Source organism: Streptomyces sp. NPDC050625, from assembly GCF_040654755.1.
Lineage (GTDB): Bacteria > Actinomycetota > Actinomycetes > Streptomycetales > Streptomycetaceae > Streptomyces.
In genome coordinates this window covers 22,766-39,216 of record NZ_JBFAIQ010000026.1, presented here as the reverse complement: position 1 = coordinate 39,216, position 16,451 = coordinate 22,766, and the positions used below count along the sequence as shown (strand labels likewise).

Annotated in this window: 13 protein-coding genes and 2 pseudogenes; 7 read left to right on the top strand and 8 right to left on the bottom strand. The window is 67.8% G+C overall.

The features are described from left to right. Positions 1 to 43 precede the first annotated feature (43 nt). Positions 44 to 1,729 (top strand): glycosyl hydrolase family 28-related protein, encoded by a 1,686-nt coding sequence (locus AB0I54_RS37295; RefSeq protein ID WP_363300787.1) that lies wholly within the window; start codon positions 44 to 46, stop codon positions 1,727 to 1,729. Positions 1,730 to 1,816: 87 nt separating this feature from the next. Next, the gene (locus AB0I54_RS37290) at positions 1,817 to 2,620 is read left to right on the top strand and encodes a hypothetical protein (protein WP_363300717.1); all 804 of its coding nucleotides are present in this window, start codon (positions 1,817 to 1,819) and stop codon (positions 2,618 to 2,620) included. Here AB0I54_RS37290 and AB0I54_RS37285 read toward each other — a convergent pair. Continuing rightward, positions 2,613 to 3,485 (bottom strand): AraC family transcriptional regulator, encoded by an 873-nt coding sequence (locus AB0I54_RS37285; RefSeq protein ID WP_363300716.1) that lies wholly within the window; start codon positions 3,483 to 3,485, stop codon positions 2,613 to 2,615. The genes AB0I54_RS37290 and AB0I54_RS37285 overlap by 8 nt on opposite strands. Before the next feature lie 49 nt (positions 3,486 to 3,534). On the opposite strand from AB0I54_RS37285, the gene AB0I54_RS37280 reads away from it, so the two are divergent. Then, a complete protein-coding gene (locus AB0I54_RS37280; protein WP_363300715.1) occupies positions 3,535 to 3,972 on the top strand; it encodes a DUF2000 domain-containing protein in 438 nt (145 codons plus the stop codon). A 29-nt stretch (positions 3,973 to 4,001) separates the two neighbouring features. Here the strand turns inward: AB0I54_RS37280 and AB0I54_RS37275 are convergent, their stop codons facing one another. Further along, positions 4,002 to 5,255, bottom strand: coding sequence for an MFS transporter (locus AB0I54_RS37275; protein ID WP_363300714.1), 1,254 nt, complete (start codon positions 5,253 to 5,255; stop codon positions 4,002 to 4,004). Between the two features lie 203 nt (positions 5,256 to 5,458). On the opposite strand from AB0I54_RS37275, the gene AB0I54_RS37270 reads away from it, so the two are divergent. Next, on the top strand, positions 5,459 to 6,220 hold the full coding sequence (locus AB0I54_RS37270) for a phosphoglyceromutase (RefSeq protein ID WP_363300713.1): 762 nt from the start codon (positions 5,459 to 5,461) through the stop codon (positions 6,218 to 6,220). Positions 6,221 to 6,298: 78 nt separating this feature from the next. Here AB0I54_RS37270 and AB0I54_RS37265 read toward each other — a convergent pair whose 3' ends face one another. The 4 genes and pseudogenes from AB0I54_RS37265 to AB0I54_RS37250 form a co-directional block, all read right to left on the bottom strand. Next, entirely contained in the window at positions 6,299 to 7,447 is a 1,149-nt protein-coding gene (locus tag AB0I54_RS37265; protein ID WP_363300712.1) for a site-specific integrase, read from the bottom strand. A 1,151-nt stretch (positions 7,448 to 8,598) separates the two neighbouring features. Further along, positions 8,599 to 8,841 carry a nickel-binding protein gene (locus tag AB0I54_RS37260; protein WP_363300711.1) on the bottom strand — a complete coding sequence of 81 codons (243 nt, stop codon included), beginning with the start codon at positions 8,839 to 8,841 and terminating at the stop codon, positions 8,599 to 8,601. Positions 8,842 to 9,609: 768 nt separating this feature from the next. After that, the gene (locus AB0I54_RS37255) at positions 9,610 to 9,885 is read right to left on the bottom strand and encodes a ribosomal protein L7/L12 (protein ID WP_363300710.1); all 276 of its coding nucleotides are present in this window, start codon (positions 9,883 to 9,885) and stop codon (positions 9,610 to 9,612) included. 40 nt (positions 9,886 to 9,925) lie between these two features. After that, positions 9,926 to 10,934 (bottom strand): annotated as a pseudogene (locus AB0I54_RS37250) (site-specific integrase). 879 nt (positions 10,935 to 11,813) lie between these two features. Between AB0I54_RS37250 and AB0I54_RS37245 the strand changes: the two are divergent. Beyond that, a complete protein-coding gene (locus AB0I54_RS37245) occupies positions 11,814 to 12,362 on the top strand; it encodes a hypothetical protein (protein ID WP_363300709.1) in 549 nt (182 codons plus the stop codon). Here AB0I54_RS37245 and AB0I54_RS37240 read toward each other — a convergent pair. Continuing rightward, positions 12,314 to 12,601: pseudogene (locus tag AB0I54_RS37240) on the bottom strand (transposase); the annotation flags it as partial. The gene AB0I54_RS37245 and the pseudogene AB0I54_RS37240 sit on opposite strands and share 49 nt — an antisense overlap. Before the next feature lie 156 nt (positions 12,602 to 12,757). Between AB0I54_RS37240 and AB0I54_RS37235 the strand changes: the two are divergent. Beyond that, entirely contained in the window at positions 12,758 to 13,276 is a 519-nt protein-coding gene (locus AB0I54_RS37235; RefSeq protein ID WP_363300708.1) for a hypothetical protein, read from the top strand. A gap of 927 nt (positions 13,277 to 14,203) precedes the next feature. Here AB0I54_RS37235 and AB0I54_RS37230 read toward each other — a convergent pair. Further along, positions 14,204 to 14,503 (bottom strand): hypothetical protein, encoded by a 300-nt coding sequence (locus tag AB0I54_RS37230; protein ID WP_363300707.1) that lies wholly within the window; start codon positions 14,501 to 14,503, stop codon positions 14,204 to 14,206. A 655-nt stretch (positions 14,504 to 15,158) separates the two neighbouring features. Between AB0I54_RS37230 and AB0I54_RS37225 the strand changes: the two genes are divergently transcribed. Beyond that, entirely contained in the window at positions 15,159 to 16,226 is a 1,068-nt protein-coding gene (locus AB0I54_RS37225) for a MerR family transcriptional regulator (protein WP_363300706.1), read from the top strand. The last annotated feature ends 225 nt before the right edge of the window (positions 16,227 to 16,451 follow it).

The following is a 16,451-nucleotide window of genomic DNA, read 5'->3' as shown; positions in this document are numbered from 1 at the left end:
GTCATTCATATCCATGAAAATTCCCATGGGAGGGCGGACGGACATGGGCAAGGCGCATCTCACCAGACGGGCTCTGCTCGGCGGAGCCACCGCAGTGGCGCTCGGCGCGACCACGGGGACCGCGGCGGCCACGGGCACCGCTGCAACCGGCACCGCCGCGGCCGCGCCGGCCGCGGAAGTCCCCTCCCTCTGGCGGGAGTTCACCCGCACCCCGTTCACGCACCCACAGATCCCGTACATCGGCCGGGCCGGCTGCCACGGCGGCGCGGCGCGCTTGCCCCGACGCCCCGTCGTGGCCGATGTGACGGACTTCGGCGCCGTGGCGGACGGCACCACCGACTGCGCCCCCGCGATCAACCGTGCCATCGCCGCCGCCGGAAGGGCCGGCGGTGGCACGGTCACCATCCCGCCGGGCACCTTCCGCATCGACGGCCTGATCCGGGTCGCCGACTCGAACGTGGTCCTCAGAGGCGCCGGCAGCGATCGTACGAAGCTGTACGCGACCAGGAACCTCACCGAGCTGATCGGCGTCTACGGCTCCCGCTACGGCGGCGACAAGTCGTCCTGGTCCTGGGCGGGAGGGCTCATCTGGCTGGCCCCGCACGCCCGTTGGGACTCCCTGGTCGCCGCGATCGGGGCCAGGGCCTGGCCGTTCGAGGGCTGGACCGGCAACCGGCGCGACGAGTGGACGACCCTGACGACGACCGAACCGGCCCGCCAGGGCTCCTGGACCCTGACCGTCGCGGACCCCCGGCAGCTGAGGCCCGGCCGACTGGTCCTCCTCCGTCTCGCGGACGACCCCGACCACACCCTCCTGGAGCACATGTCGGGCGGCGGGCCCGGCCCGCAGGCGTACTACTGGGCCGACAAGACCAAGCTGACCTCGTACGTCCCCTACGAGTGGCCCGTACGCATCACCCGCGTCCACGGCCGCCGCGTCACCCTCGAACGCCCGCTCCCGCTCGACGTACGCCCCGAGTGGGACCCCCGGCTGACCACCCACGTACCGGAGTTGACCGGCGCGGGCGTCGAAGGCCTGACCCTGGAGGCCGTGCAGACCCCGCAGTCCCCGCACCTCCTCGACAAGGGCTACAACGGGGTCGTCCTGCAGTGCGCCTACGACTGCTGGCTCGACGACGTCACCGTCCGGCACGTAGACAACGGCTTCGGCCTGGTCGCCGCCTCCGCGTGCACCCTGCGCGGCACCCGGGTGTCCGGCCGCGGCTCGCACCACCCGTACTTCTGCCGCGAGGGCTCGCACGACAACCTCATCGAGGACTTCACGATCGAGGAGCGGACCGTTCCCGCACCGCCCAACACCCAGTTGCACGGCATCAACGTCGAGGGCCTGTCCTCCTACAACGTGTGGTCGCGCGGCGACATGCGCATGGGTACCTTCGACAGCCACCGCGGACTGCCCTTCGCGAACGTCCGCACCGACATCACGGTGAACAACAACGGCCGCCACGGCGGCGACGCCAGCGCCGGCCCGCTGTTCGGCGCCCGCTTCACCCACTGGAACATCCGGGTCACCAACGGCCGCGCGGGCCTGATGAAGATCGACGGCCTGGCACCGTACTCCGCCACCGTCGGCCTCAACACGGTCACCGAGTTCGACCAGATCGACGTCCCCGACTTCACGGGCGAACTGCACTCCCGGCTGGAGCTGTACGGCACGACGGACGAGGTGCGCCCGCGCAATCTGTACGAGGGGCAGAGGGGCCTGTAGCGAGGCCTGCGGGGCACGGCTGTTAGCCTGCGGCGATCCGAATTCTTACCGGTCGCTCACCGGTCTCTCACCAGCAAGAGGTTGTGCATGCGCGCAGGCAGATCCGGCTCCGCGTTCGCGCTCGCGGGAGCGCTCGCCCTGGGGGCGTTCACCGCGCCGTCCGCGGCGGCGGTCGACACCGGCGTCACGGTGTCGAAACTGGTCGTGAACAAGGGCAAGCCCATCATCGTGGGCACCACCGCGGAGGTGAGGCCTACCCTCACCTTCCACTTGTCCCTGCCGTCCGGCGTCGGTGTCGGCGACGTGACCCCGTTCCCGTACCTGTACCACGACACCACGGCTGCCAAGGGCGCCGAATCCGGCGGCATCTACACGGGCTTCACCGACTGCACCGCGACCGGCGCGGGCGCCGCCGACTGCAGGGGTGAGCTGTACATCGATCCACGCTGGACGCTGGACTCCAACAACGACGCGACGACCTGGAAGACGGCTGTCTGGGTGCGCCTGTGGGACTCGAACGAGAGGTTCAAGGGCGAGGAGTACCTGACCGGCTTCAGCTCCGTGCAGGTCAAGCGCGCGGCGAAGGTGACCGTCAACGCCGCGCCCGAGCCCGTCACGAAGGGCAAGACGCTCACCGTGACCGGCAGGATCACTCGCGCGGACTGGGTGAAGCACGCCTACACCGGCTTCGGCGGCAAGGCGGCCAAGCTGCAGTTCCGCAAGGCGGGCACCAGCACCTACACGACGGTCAAGACCGTGTCGGCGGACTCCGCGGGCTACCTGAAGACCACGGTCACCGCGTCCACGGACGGCTACTGGCGCTGGACCTTCGGCGAGACGACCACGACGGGCGGCGCGACCGCGGCCGGCGACTACGTCGACGTCAAGTGACCCGGTACCGCCTCAGCGGCCGCTGACCCGGTACCGCCTCACTGGCCGCTGACCCGGTAGCGCCTCGCTGGCCGCTGGCCCGGTAGCGCCCGGGAGTCACGCCCACCAGTTTCCTGAAGTGCCGGGTGAGATGGGCCTGGTCGTAGAACCCGGTCGCCGACGCCACCTCGCCCGGCGCCCGCCCGTCGAGCAGCAGCCGACGGGCGCGCTCGACGCGGCGGGACATCAGGTACTGGTGCGGCGCGATGCCGTACGCCCCGCTGAACGCCCGTACCAGATGGGCGGGATGGGCATACAGCAGCCCGGCCGCCTCCTCCAGGGAGAGCCCCTGCGCGACCCGCTCGTCGAGCAGCTCGCGCAGGGCACGGGCGACGGCGGGGTCGCGCCGGCCCTCCGCCTGGGCCACCCGGGGCCGGAGGTGCTCGCGCAGCCGCTCCCCGATCAGTGTCAGCCGGCTCTCGGCCTCCAGCTCGTCGCCGGGGTGCGCGAGCGCGCCGTGCAGCTGCCCCACGCGCAGCCGCAGCACGGGATCCCGGAGATCCGGCCCGTCGACCGCAGGCCCGATCAGCTCCTCCCCGAGACGGGTGGCGTCGAGATACAGGACGCGCTTGCGGAAGCCGTGCGGGGTGGCCGGGGAGCCGTTGTGCGGGACGTGCGGCGGCAGCAGCGAGACCGTGTCGTGCGGGGTGCCGTGCTCGTGCCGGTCGAGGTCGTACCGTACGGCGCCGTCGTCCACGATCAGCAGCGTCCACGCCTCGTGCACGTGCATCGGGTAGGCGTACTCGGTGAAGTGCGCGTGGAACACCTCCACGACGCCCGGGACACGCGGGCGCCAGGCGGAGACGTCCGGCTGGGCAGCGGCCATGCAAAGAACGTACAAGACGATGTGGGGGACGGCCCGGCAGTCTCACCCCATGAACACCGAGCCGACCCCCGATCCGATCCGCTTCGACACGAAGATCGCCGTCCTGCTGCGCGAGGACCTGGAGACCTGGCAGCGCCTCAACGTCACGGCCTTCCTGGTCAGCGGCCTGGGCACACAGCTTCCCGAGGTGATCGGGGAGCCGTACGAGGACGCGGACGGCGTGGCCTACCTGCCGATGCTCCGGCAGCCGGTACTGGTCTTCGAGGGCACCAAGGAGACGCTGACCGCGGCGCACACCCGGTCGCTCTCCCGCGCCCTGCCCCGCGCGGTCTTCACCTCGGACCTCTTCAGCACCGGCAACGACCGGGACAACCGCGCGGCCGTACGGGCGGTGGGAACAGCGGAGCTGGACCTGGTGGGCCTCGCGGTGTACGGCCCGCGCAACGCGGTGGACAAGGTGCTGAAGGGGGCGCGGATGCACCCGTGAGGGGGGCGGCGGTCGCCCAGCTGTCGGCCCTACGCCGTACGAACTTCGGGCTCGGCGTCCACCGGAGCGGTGGCGCCCACCGCCCCGATCGCCGGAAGACGCCGCATGACCACGCCGTACCCGATCGCCGCCGCCGTACCGACCACCGCGCACATGCCCCACAGCCACTCCGCGCCGAACCGGTCGATGACGACGCCGGACATGAGGGGCGCGACCAGGGCGGCGACCGACCAGGACAGGGTGTACATGCCCTGGTAGCGCCCGCGCCCGTGGACGGGCGAGAGCCGGACGACGAGGCTGGTCTGGGTCGGGGCGTTGACGATCTCGGCGAGCGTCCACACGCACACGGTGAGCGCGAAGACTCCGACCGATCCGGCGAAGGCGGTGAGCCCGAAGCCGTACCCGGCGAGGACGGAGGAGATGACGAGGAGACGTCGCGGATCGCGGTGCTCGATGAAGCGGGTGACGGGGATCTGCAGGGCGACGATCAGGACGCCGTTGACGGCGATGGCCATGCCGTAGTCGGCGGGCGAGAACCCTGCCGTGCCCATCGCCACCGGCAGTCCGACCGAGCCCTGCTGGAAGACGACCGCGACGAGGAAGGACAGCCCGACGACGGCCATGTACCGGCCGTCGCGCAGCACGGTGCCGAGACTGACCTCGTCCCGCGCCTCCTTGGCGGTCCTCACCGGCCGTGACTCGGGCAGCTTGGCGAAGACGACGACCGCGCAGACCGCCGTCATCCCCGCCTCGATCAGGAAGCCGGCGAGATAGCTGACCTCGGCGATGAAGCCGGCGGCCATGGAGGAGACGGCGAAGCCGAGGTTGATCGCCCAGTAGTTGAGCGAGAAGGCCCGCACCCGGTCCTCGGGCCGGACGATGTCGGCCATCATCGCCTGCACGGCGGGCCGGGAGGCGTTGGAGGCCATGCCGACCAGGAAGGCGACGCCGGCGATGGCGACGGGGTCGGTCATGAAGCCGAGTAGCGCCACGGACGCGGCGGTGGCGGACTGGGCGACGAGCAGCGTCGGCCGCCGCCCGAGCCGGTCGGCCATCACGCCGCCGCCGAGGGAGGACACGACCCCGCCGAGCCCGTGCAGCGAGGCGACGAGACCGGCGTACGACGCGCTGTATCCCCGGTCAAGGGTCAGATACAGCGCCATGTACGTCGCCACGAAGGCGCCGAGCCGGTTGACGAGGGTGCTGGTCCACAGCCACCAGAACTCGCGGGGGAGACCGGAGACGCTTTCCCGGGCGGCACGTCTCAGGGCGGCGAGTGGCATGGGTCCCCCAGGGTCGGACGATCGGCGAAGCTGAGCCGGGAGCAACGGGCCATGGACAATGGGCCGGAAGTAAGTGCCCCTAGGGCTCACCGCAACTTACTGGTGGCGGTCCCCGCCCGGCCACTCGATTAACAGATGCCGTCAACCGTCCGGCCTTCGGGCACTCGAGCGGGGGTCCGAATGCGTGGATTACGCTCTGAGGCATGGCCGACGCACCGTACAAGCTGATCCTCCTCCGCCACGGCGAGAGCGAGTGGAACGCGAAGAACCTGTTCACCGGCTGGGTGGACGTCAACCTCAACGAGAAGGGCGAGAAGGAGGCAGTCCGCGGTGGCGAGCTCCTGAAGGACGCCGATCTCCTTCCCGACGTGGTCCACACGTCCCTCCAGAAGCGAGCGATCCGCACGGCACAGCTTGCGCTGGAGTCCGCCGACCGCCACTGGATCCCGGTCCACCGCTCGTGGCGCCTGAACGAGCGCCACTACGGCGCCCTCCAGGGCAAGGACAAGGCGGCGACGCTGGCCGAGTTCGGCGAGGAGCAGTTCATGCTCTGGCGCCGCTCGTACGACACCCCGCCGCCCCCGCTCGCGGACGACTCGGAGTTCTCCCAGTCCGCCGACCCCCGCTACGCCTCCATCCCGCCGGAGCTGCGCCCGCGCACGGAGTGCCTGAAGGACGTCGTCGTCCGCATGCTCCCGTACTGGTACGACGGCATCGTCCCCGACCTCCTGGCCGGCCGCACGGTCCTGGTCGCGGCCCACGGCAACAGCCTCCGCGCCCTGGTCAAGCACCTGGACGGCATCTCCGACGCCGACATCGCGGGCCTGAACATCCCGACGGGCATCCCCCTCTACTACGAACTCGACGCCGACTTCAACCCGCTCACCCCCGGCGGCCGCTACCTCGACCCGGAGGCAGCGGCGGCAGCGATCGAGGCGGTCAAGAACCAGGGCAAGAAGAAGTAGGTATTGCGATCATGCCTCCCACCTGCGCGAATGGCGCAGATGGGAGGCATTTTCGTGCCCTGGAACCTCTCTGGAACCTCAGCCCGTGGGATCTTGTGGCCTGAGTGCCCTGCCGAGGGCTTTCCGGGCACGGTCCCGGCTGCTCGGCATGAGGTGCGCGTACACCTTCAGCGTCAGCCCCGGGTCCGAGTGTCCGAGGTACTCCGCGAGGGCCTTGATGCTCTCTCCTGCGTCCAGCAGCACCGACGCGCAGAAGTGCCGCAGGGCGTGCATGCCGTGCTCGCGCGCGGCCTCGTGCTCACGGCTCTTGGCTTTGGAGATGACGCCCGCCTTCGCGAGCGCGGGCTTCCAGTGGTCCTCGTTCAGCGACGTACGCCAGACGTGCCCACCCTTGGGGCCCATGAAGATGAGCCGCCGGGTCACCGGCTGGCCGTTCGCCCGCATCCACGGGAGCTTGATCTCCACAGGCGGGAACCGCTTGATGTGCTCCTGTAGCGCCTCCGCCACGGGGTCGGGCAGAGGCACGTCACGGAGCTTGCCGCCCTTCGGGGGCGCGAACACGGCCTTGCTCAGGCTCAGCTTGAGTTGCTGCACCACGTGCAGAGTGCCGCTGTCGAAGTCGATGTCATCGACGGACAGCCCGAGGATCTCCCCTTGCCGCAGGCCGCATCCGGCGCCCACATCGACCATGGGCCGGAAGCGCTCGACCATGGCGGCGCGCACGTCGAAGACGCGGCTCGGCTCCCAGCGGACGACGCGGCGCGAACCCATGGCCGGCGGGGTCACCGTGCGCGAGTGGCAGGGGTTCCGGCGTAGGCATCCGTCCTCTACGGCAGCGGAGAGCACGGCGCGGACGTTGGAGAAGATGACGCGGGCGTACGAGCCGGACATGCCGGTCTCTTCGAGCTGGGTCACGAACTCGCGGATGTGGCTCGGCTGGAACGACCCGAGCTGACGCGACCCGATGCGGGGGAAGGCGTGCAGCTTGAGCTGAGACTCCATTGATGCCCGGGTGTTCGGGTCGCCGCTCTGGCTCACGAGCCACTTCTCCGCAAACTCTTGGAACGTCGTACGGGACGCGTTCGGGTCAATGAAGTCGCCACGGGCCACGTCCGCCTGCATGGCACTCAGCCACTGTTCGGCGAGGCGCTTCTGCCCGTCGGGGAAGGACTTGTTCTTTCGCTTGCCGTCGGGTGTGAAGTAGCGGGCTTGGTAGCGCAGGCCCATGCCGTAACGGTCGGTCTTGACGCGGACGGTCTTGCCGTCGGCGTCGGTGGCGGTTAACTCTCTAGGAGGAGAGGGTAGGAACGGCTTTTCAGGAGGGGCGGGATCGTGGACACGGACGGCCGCCCGCCCCCTGAAAAGCCGTGGTGAGCCACGGAGAGTGGGGAGGCTCGGCGGCGCCTGCCCACATCTGCCGTCTGCCGCTTGGAAGGCCCGCAGGAGGCAGTCCAGGGGCGGCCCCCGGCAGGTATCTTGCTTGTGTGGGCGGTCGTGGCGCTCCCTGGATGCCTTCCAAGCCGCGGCGACGAATGCCCCCATCCCTGGACTGCCGCCCACTGGAGCATGGGGGAACCGTGCGCGGGTGTCAGGGCCAGGTGTCAGGGGGTGTCAGCGCGCGCTGTTAGGGAGCGTGACACCCGCGCCTGCCTAGGGGTTTGGGTGTTATGCGGCCGTGACGGTGTCAGGCGTTAGGCGGGTGTCAGGGCAAGGGTGGCCTGTCGGCCCCACTGGCTACTGGCAACCTTGCCACTAGCCAGCAGCCCGATCCGAGGAGCCAACGGCCCTCAGGACGACAGACGGCGTTTGGGGCGGTGCGGCGGACCCCAAATGGCATCGGGCGGTGCAATGGCCGTACGTCGCCGACGCGGCGTATGCCGGACGAGGGTAGGCGCCTGAAGAACGCGCGGCCGTAGGCCGCTCCCTTCTTGCTCCTCCCTCGGCAGCCGTCGCCCGCTCCGCCGGCGCCCGCTTGTCTTGTCGCTTGTCGCCCGCAGGACAAGGACGCTTCCATGGCTGCCGTGGGAACGAAAACCGCGTCTGACCTGCGAGCCGACAAGCGACAAGACAAGACAAGCGACAAGTCAGACGACAAGCGACGCGACAAGCGGCCAGGCGCACGTCCTGTACCCAGCAGGAGTTGGGAGCTCCCGTCTCAGCGCGGCTCACGGACTGCTGGGAGGTGCTGAGACGCGATGAGACGGGACTCAGCTCATGGCAGCTGCTTCCATCCAGGCCAGCCGATTGCAGCAGCCGACCTGACGGATCCTCAAGTGAAACCCTGACAAGACCCGGGCAAGATGAAGTGAGCCCGCACCAGCCCCCCACCTGCGGTCTCTCCGTGAGGTGGGGGGCTTGTCCTTGGCTCGGACGGTGACTCACATGGCCAGCGGCACCGCGTGGATCTCGTCGGGCTTGCTGCCGCCGCCGCGTTCGTGGGCGCGCTGGACCGCCTCGGCCGAGGGGCCCTCGGTGAGGCAGTAGAGTGTGCCGGACTCGGGGTCCGCCCAGGCGTGCTCGACGTGCACCCCTTCTTCCTTCTCGACCGCGAGCGCGCCCTCTCGCAGCTGGTCGGCTGTGATGCCCTGCATCCCGTGGTGGACATCCATGAACCGCGTCATGTACGTCGCACCTCCTTCCGCTCCTCGGAGTGTGCTCGCCTGCTCTCCTTCCATGCTGCGCTCGCGCGGCCTCCACGGCCAGAGATGACGCCAGGGTTAGCCGTCCCGTCGGTCCTGTTCCGGCCCCATGGCCACCAGAGCGATGCCTGAGCGGTCGGGAAGCCTGATGGCACCCCTGGCGGGAGCCTCGGCCGATAGCAGCACGGGCCACCCTCTCGGGAGTCTGCTTGGGGCCGCCTCTGGGGTCTGCGAGGATCGGCCGCTATCCGCTAACGCCCTGGTCACCTGCGGTTTTGGTCGCTATCAGGGTCGCTATCGTTAGCGACGCCTGCCGCTATCGATAGCGGCTCGGATGTAAGGGGTGCCTGCTATCGGTGCCGCTATCGTTAGCGGGCCTAACGACTCACGAGTCTAGCGTAGGTCTAGCGTCCTGGTCAGAGATGGTGCAGGCCGCTAGCGAGACCTCTAGCGGTAGAGGGTCCGGCCTCTTGCGCTAGAGGCCATGAGGGGCCCCGGAGCCGGGACCTCTCTGGAACCTCCGAGGTTAACCAGCAACGACAGACAACGGCCACCAACGACCGCCCGACCACAGGTCAGTTGAGGTGAGCACCCCGCTGACCAGCCCCCAAAACCGGGCGGTCGAAACCCAGGGCAAGAAGAAGTAACCGGACGCGATCAAGCCCCCTACCTGCAGGTTCTCTGCCGGTAGGGGGCTTGTTGCTGTGCTGGGGCCGTCTCTGGGCCGTCAGCCGGTTGATCGGGCCGTATTCAGTGCTTCAGGTCGTCCGGTTCAGGCTGTTCCCTGATCTCTGCCTGGGCTCCCACATCGCGGAGGGCCAAGACGGCTGCCGTTGCGTCTTCCTGTGGCACACCGTCGAGAATCAGGGCCGGAACCTGCGTTGCCAGAACCTTGCTGCGCCAGAGGCTCAGCCCCGTCATTTGACGCACGACCTGAGCGACGTCGAGCACGCGGGCGCCAGGGGCAGTGAGCACTACGTCATGGGGCACGTCGTCGCACACAAGCAAGAAGTACTCGTCTGCCATTGCTCTCCCCGCCCCTCTCTGTTTCGGAGCGTACGAGCCTTCAATCGTCATGTCGCGTCGTTTTGGTGGTACTGAAGACAGTGGCCACAGCTTTACGAGTCCGCTCCTGGCTCGACGGCATGAGATGCGTGTACACGCGAAGCGTCAGGCCCGGATCCGAGTGACCGAGGTACTCGGCGAGAGCCTTGATGTTCTCCCCGGCGTCCAAGAGCACCGAGGCGTAGAAGTGGCGTAGGGCGTGCATGCCGTTCTCGCGGGACTCGGCGAACGACGCGCCCGGCTTCCGCTCGGGGATCACCCCGGCCGAGGCCAGCGCCCGCTTCCAGGCTTCCTCGTTGAGGGACGGTTCGCCAGACATGACCGCCGCGCGGCCCGGTGAAGATCAACCGCCTGGTCGTTGGAGGCCCTTCAGCTTCCTTCCACGGCAAGGTGATCTCGACCGGCGGGAACCGTTTGATGTGGACCCGGAGTGTATCGGCGACCGGACCGGGCAGCGGCACGTCCCGCAGCTTGCCGCCCTTGGGCGGGGCGAATACGGCCTTGCTCCGACTCAGCTTGAGTTGCTGGACCACGTGGAGTGTGTCCGACCGGAAGTCGATCGCGTCGACGGCGACGCCGAGGATCTCGCCCTGTCGTAACCCGCAGCCGCCGCCCAGGTCGACCATGGCTCGGAATCGCTCGGGCATGCCGGCCTGTACGGCGAAGACGCGTTCCGGCGTCCAGGGGACGACGCGCTCCTTGGCCGCGTACTTGGCGATGTACGCGGCAACGGCCCGTTCGGTCAGCTCGTGGCCGTCGTTGAGGTCGGAGGGTCGGATCGTGCGGACATCGAGTTGGCGGCCGAAGGCGAAGGCGTGTGCCCGGCCGTTGAAGGACGGTCCGTCCACGCGGACCTTGGCGGCAGCGGTGCGGATGGCGTCGGTCAGCAGCTCGGCGGTGGCCCAGGCCGGAGGCGGGGTGTCGCCGCCGTCGGGGCCGTCGAGGCGGATGACAGCGTGGAAGTGGACGGCGCCGGGCTTCTGGTACTCGGCGACCTTGGCGAAGGACACGCGCGCGTGTTCGCGAAGTCGGCGTTGGGACAGGCCCGCACCCTTGGCGACCTCTCGGCGCGGGTGATGTCGCGGAAGCGGCGGTTAGCGGGCACAACCGGTTTCCTTTCCTTTGTTCGCTTGCCTGGGGCGCGCGGGCGTGCGTAGATGAGCGGCATGTCACAAGGGGCGCGGCGGCTGGCCGCCTTCGGTTCGGCCGCGTTGGTACTTGGGCTCGCGTGTGTTGGGGGAAAGTGGTGGTTGGGCGAGTCCTGGGCTACCGCGATCACCACGTGCTGCCTTGAGGTACTGATCATTTCGGCGGTTGTCGGAACGCGGCGAGTGTTGCGGAAGCAGTAAAGCCTCCCGCCAAGGCCCGCCTTCAGAGCCGGGCGGCGATGGCTTCGGCCATGGGAGCTGGAACGCCGAGGCGGGCACGAAGGGTTGGCGTGTCGATCGGTGTACCGGTGCGGGTGTGATGTTCGGCGGTGACCCTTCGGGCGTAGTCGACCAGGGCGGCCGGGACCGGGACGGGCGGGCGTAGGGGCACACCGTGGCACCCCCGCTCGGGCCGTTTCTGGGCCGTGCGGCGGTGACCAACGATGACAGATGACGACAGCCGCCAACGGCTCTCCCCCTGATCAGAGACAGTGCTTCGAGTACCCACGCAGGTGCTCACCCCCAAAGCAGAGTTGAGGAACCACTGAGATAGGCCGCCTGCGGTACAACACAGAAGCACAACAACTGTGGAGACCTCAGGTGACCGCCCGCGGCCGCGAAGGCGTCGTTTCCTTTGGTGGGCCACGGCTGCAAGGCCTCAGCGGGGTGCAGTTGTACAGTCATCGCTGATCAGCGTGCCGCGAGGCGCGGTTCCGTGATGCCCTGGAGGGATACGCGCAGATGTGGTCCATCGCCGACGACGCCCAGCGAGCGCAGTGGAACTTTGTGCCGTTCGAGGCTGTCGGCCCGCTTCGGTTCGGCATGAGCATCGAGGAAGTGGCCACGACGATGGGTGCACAGGGCTTCACCAGCACTCATTCTTCTATGACCCGGCCGCACGGTGCTCTGGTGCAGCAGGCTGGCTTCCGCTCCAAGGACGCACCACTGTACGAGGAGGCCGTTACGGCCTACTGCCGTAAGTCCGGTGATCTGGCCGCCGTCGCGGTTGACGCCTTGTGTGGTCCGCAAGTCTCGATCGATGGGCTTCGCCTGGTTGGCCGGGTGCCGTCTGAACTTGCAGATCAATTCCATGCATATGCGGAGAATCATGGCATGGCGCCCGCGTTCTCTGTTGAGGGCGATGCAATATCGGAAGAACTCGGGCTGTTGGTGCGGGCTCAGCGAGCCGGTGACATCCTCCTGTCAAGGGTCTTCTTCGTCGGTAACTTCCAGGATTGGGCCTACACGGTGCATGACTGCGTTCCGGTCGATGAGTGGGACATTCGTTGATTCCGAGCCAGTGGCATTGGCTGCTGCTTCATCCGGCGAGTGGCGAGCCTGCGATAGTTGATCAAGCTTGCGGCGATGCCGGCGAAGGCGAGGAAGTGTTCGGCCTTGCGCTCGTAACGGCGGTGGAGGCGGCGGCAGCCGGCCAGCCAGGACACCGTTCTCTCGACCACCCAGCGGTGACGGCCCAGTCGCTGTGAGGACTCGATGCCCTTGCGTGCGACGTGGTGACGCATGCCGCGCCCGCGCAGCCATCGGCCCTTCATTTCTTCGGGTACTGATCAGCTGCGTGCCGGGGTGCACGTACTCGATCTTCCAAACTGGCTACGCAGGAGGACGCGTGCGCTGTGTCGGCTCGAACCACACGACGAGCCCTTGTCAGACATGGCTTCTACCCTGTGACCGAAGTGATCGCGAACTACGGAGGACAGGCCATGGGCGCCAGCGGCTGGAACTATGTCACCCCTTTCCGGGGGAGTATCGAAGCCACGCTAGAGGCTCTACACGATGACGTCTTCCAGGAGTTCTACGGCGACGGCGAGGAGTACGCGAACCGTGAAGAGCTCTATGCCGACGAGGAGTTCATGGGAGAAGAAGGCACACACTCGGTGCTGGACGTGCGCCGCGTCGTCAAGACGACCGAGCAGCCAAACCCGAACAACATGCACGATTACTCCACCTTGCGTCCACTCGCACCCGAGCGGCTGTTGCACCACTTCGACACCGAGCAGCCAACCGTCCAGCAATACGAGGACGCGATAGCTCGGGCCTATGAGGCCTTGAGTACCAGGCCTTTCACGGAACAGGACACGACGCTGCTTGGTGAGGATCGGATGCGTTGGACCGGGGTCTACATACTCCTGTACACCGATGGTGAACCCACCCACGTCGGTATTTTCGGCTCCTCCGGAGACTGACAGGTGCGGGGCCGTCTCTGGGCCGTCCGAGGCGAACCGGCGAACCTCAGCGACCTACGCGCCCGTAGTTCGCGCCGGGGGGCGGTCTCGCGGTGCAGAACCGTGCCCCGCCCGTGCCCGATGGGGCGGGAAGCCACGGGGAACACCGGGCTACCCCGGGCAACCCCGGCAGCCGGACACGAAAGCGTCCCCCGATCAAAATCACAGGTCAGGGGCCGTTCTCACTGCTTCTCATGCGGCGAGGTCGAGCGAGCCTACGCGGCGTTGAAGGACCACCCCTGATCACCAACGACCGGCATCGGTCGATTCTGGAGGGGGACCGATTGCCCCTTGAGGTATCCGTCTGACCAGAAGCCGAGGCCGTCGCCGGACGCCTCGCTCGCGTCATGGCTTGCGAACGACCTGAGAGAACTTGCCGGGCTGCTCGGCGAAGGGACCGTGCCAGACCCGTGCCAGGTCGTGCGGGGAACCACGGGGAACCACGGGGAACACCGGGGGTCAGGGCGACGGAAGCCCAAGCCCCGACACCGCTTCGCCGCTGGTCAGCTGGGCAACCTCCTCCAAGAGCCCCTAGCTTCCCCAGCTGAGGGCTCGCACGTCGTCGTCACGGATCCGCCGTCAGAACTTGCTCAGGTCGACGACTCAAGCCGGTAGCGTGGCTGAGGCCGGCGGGGGTACAGCGAGGCATACGCGTGCGTGGTCGGTCGGCGCAGCCGCCGTCCTGGCTGACTGTCGTCGGCTGGGGTTCGTGCCACCGTCGCGCCAGATGCTGCGGTCAGCCACGGTCAACGAGGGTGTCTCGCGGTCGAGTTCTCGGCAGCCTGACCAAGTGTCGAAGCCCCAGCTCAGCAGCATGATCCCCGGCCCCTCTCCTAAAGCGGGGTTTAACAGCATCAAGCACGAAAGCACTACCTGCTCGTCTCACGGCTACCCAACGGTGGGAGGACGAGAGGAAATTCCTGCTGCATTGCGCTGATACCCTCGCCCAGCTATGCCGAGATCGTGACGAATGGCGGAATTGAATTCGTCGCGCGATATCCTGTATTTTTTATACGATTTTTCCCACTCCGCTGCGTCCACGTCAACTAATCCGCGTGCATAGTCACTCAGTTTCCACAAGGCCGAGCGAAACGCATGTGCAGCCCTTCCAACTTGCTCATCACCAATCATTTGTACCGTTTCGTATGCGAGTGCCAGGCGTCTATCAGATTCAGCGATCTCTTTCATCCCATCTTCAACAGAAATCGGAGGGGGGCCTTCGAGGAGATTCCTCGTTGTAGCAAGCGAACGCGCAGCACCAACCTGAACATGTGCTACATGGATTAGCTCTCGGTACGCCTCGAATCGGCGCTGACTCCACTCGCGTTGGACATCCCGCTTCCATCGGAACCGCTCTGAAAGCGCACTGCCAGCGAAGGAGACGACACCGCCGATCACTACGCCTATCAGGGCTGGAAGTTGAACCGCCAAGCTCACATGTCCCCCAAACAGGCCGGTGACCCTCGATCGAACTGCCCAATGACTCCCTTGTCTGTGCCGCCAAGTAGTCTGCCCTGCAGCGTGCTTGCTCAGCCCTTTCCCCGCGGTTCAGGGCGTTACAGCGCTCGCCAGGCCGGATGACGGGGCAGCGGACTCCCAGAGCGGCGCTCAGGGGCCCTCACAGGCGGTTCCTCTGCACGAGCACCGCACCGGGTGAGTGTCTACTGACCTTCAAAGTGTGGTGTTGTGGGGGGCCGACCGGTGGTGATCACTCCGGTATGTCATCTGTATCAGGCACGCGCAGGGTGGCGGGCCGGCTGCTGAGCGCCGTGAGATTCCGCTCCGGAGCCAGATTGACCCTCGACCTTGTGCAGGGCTCAGAGTGCCGGGTGTGGAGAACGACATGCGCAGCATTGGCGAGATGGCCCGCGACAGCGGCCTGGGCGTGAGTGCCCTGCGGTTCTACGACCGTGCCGGTGTGCTGGTCCCGGCCTGGGTGGATCCGGTGAGCGGATACCGCTGGTACGAACCCGAGCAGCTCGAAGAGGCCCGGGTGCTGGCTCGCTTGCGCCGGGCCGGGATGCCGCTGGCGGACATCCGGCTGGTGCTGGCCAGCTGGTCCGGCGCGGACACCAACCTGGTCCGGAAGCTGCTCAAGGCGCACCTGCGCCGCATCGAACAAGGGCTGTCCGATGCCCGCAGCGAGTTCTCCGCGCTCCAAGCACTACTCGATCACAGGGAGAACGTCATGACTTCGCTCCGCATCGCCACCGTCCGGCTGTCCATCGCCGCGCCCGAGCTGGCAGCCGCGCTGGACACGGTCCGTTTTGCGGCGAGCACCGACCCGGAGCTGCCCATGCTCGGCGGGGTCCTGTTCGACATCGAGGGGGAGAGCCTCCATGTCGTGGCCACCGACCGGTACCGAATGGCTGTCGCGCAGGCCGGCGTCGCCGGACACGACGGGAGCCGAGTGCAGGTCATCGTGCCCGCCCCGCTCGTCGACGCGATGCGGGCGCTGTCGGACGGCGAGGGACCCGTGCGGCTCTGCGTCGACGGTGGCCGCGTGACTCTGTTGGTCGGGGACAGGCAGGCGGCCGGTCAGTGCCTTGACCACGACTTCCCCGACTACCGTCGTCTCCTGCCGGCGGCCGGCGGACGCCGCGCCCTTGTCGAGGTGGCGGCCTTCCGGAAGGCCCTGGAGAACGGTCCTGTCCGAGCCGGTGAGGCGGGAGCGCCCGACCTCAGCGTGCTCAGGGTGGAGGACGGCGGCATGGTGACCCTCTGCGCGGACAGTGACGACGACCCGAACCGCGTCGCGGTCAACCGTGAGTTCCTGCTGAACGCGCTGGCCGCCGGAGCCCGGGACCGACTGTTTATGGAGCTCGGGGCCCCCACGGCGCCGATCGCGATCCGACGGCCCGACGACGAGGGCACCTTCTCGATCCTGATGCCGGTCCGCCTGGAGGACTGACTGTACGTTCGCCCTGGTCCGGTCCGCTCCGACCAATCGGACGCAGCCGGATCAGGGTGCTGGGGAACCCAGGGAATCCGTCACAGCTGCTGGGCCTCGGCGTGTGACGCCACAGGCACGAGGGGCGAGGATATCGGCTGACGAGATGTCGATTACCGCAGGGATCACCATGGGTCAGCCGCACGACACCACGCTTTGAAGGTCAGTAACTGCGTGACAACGCCG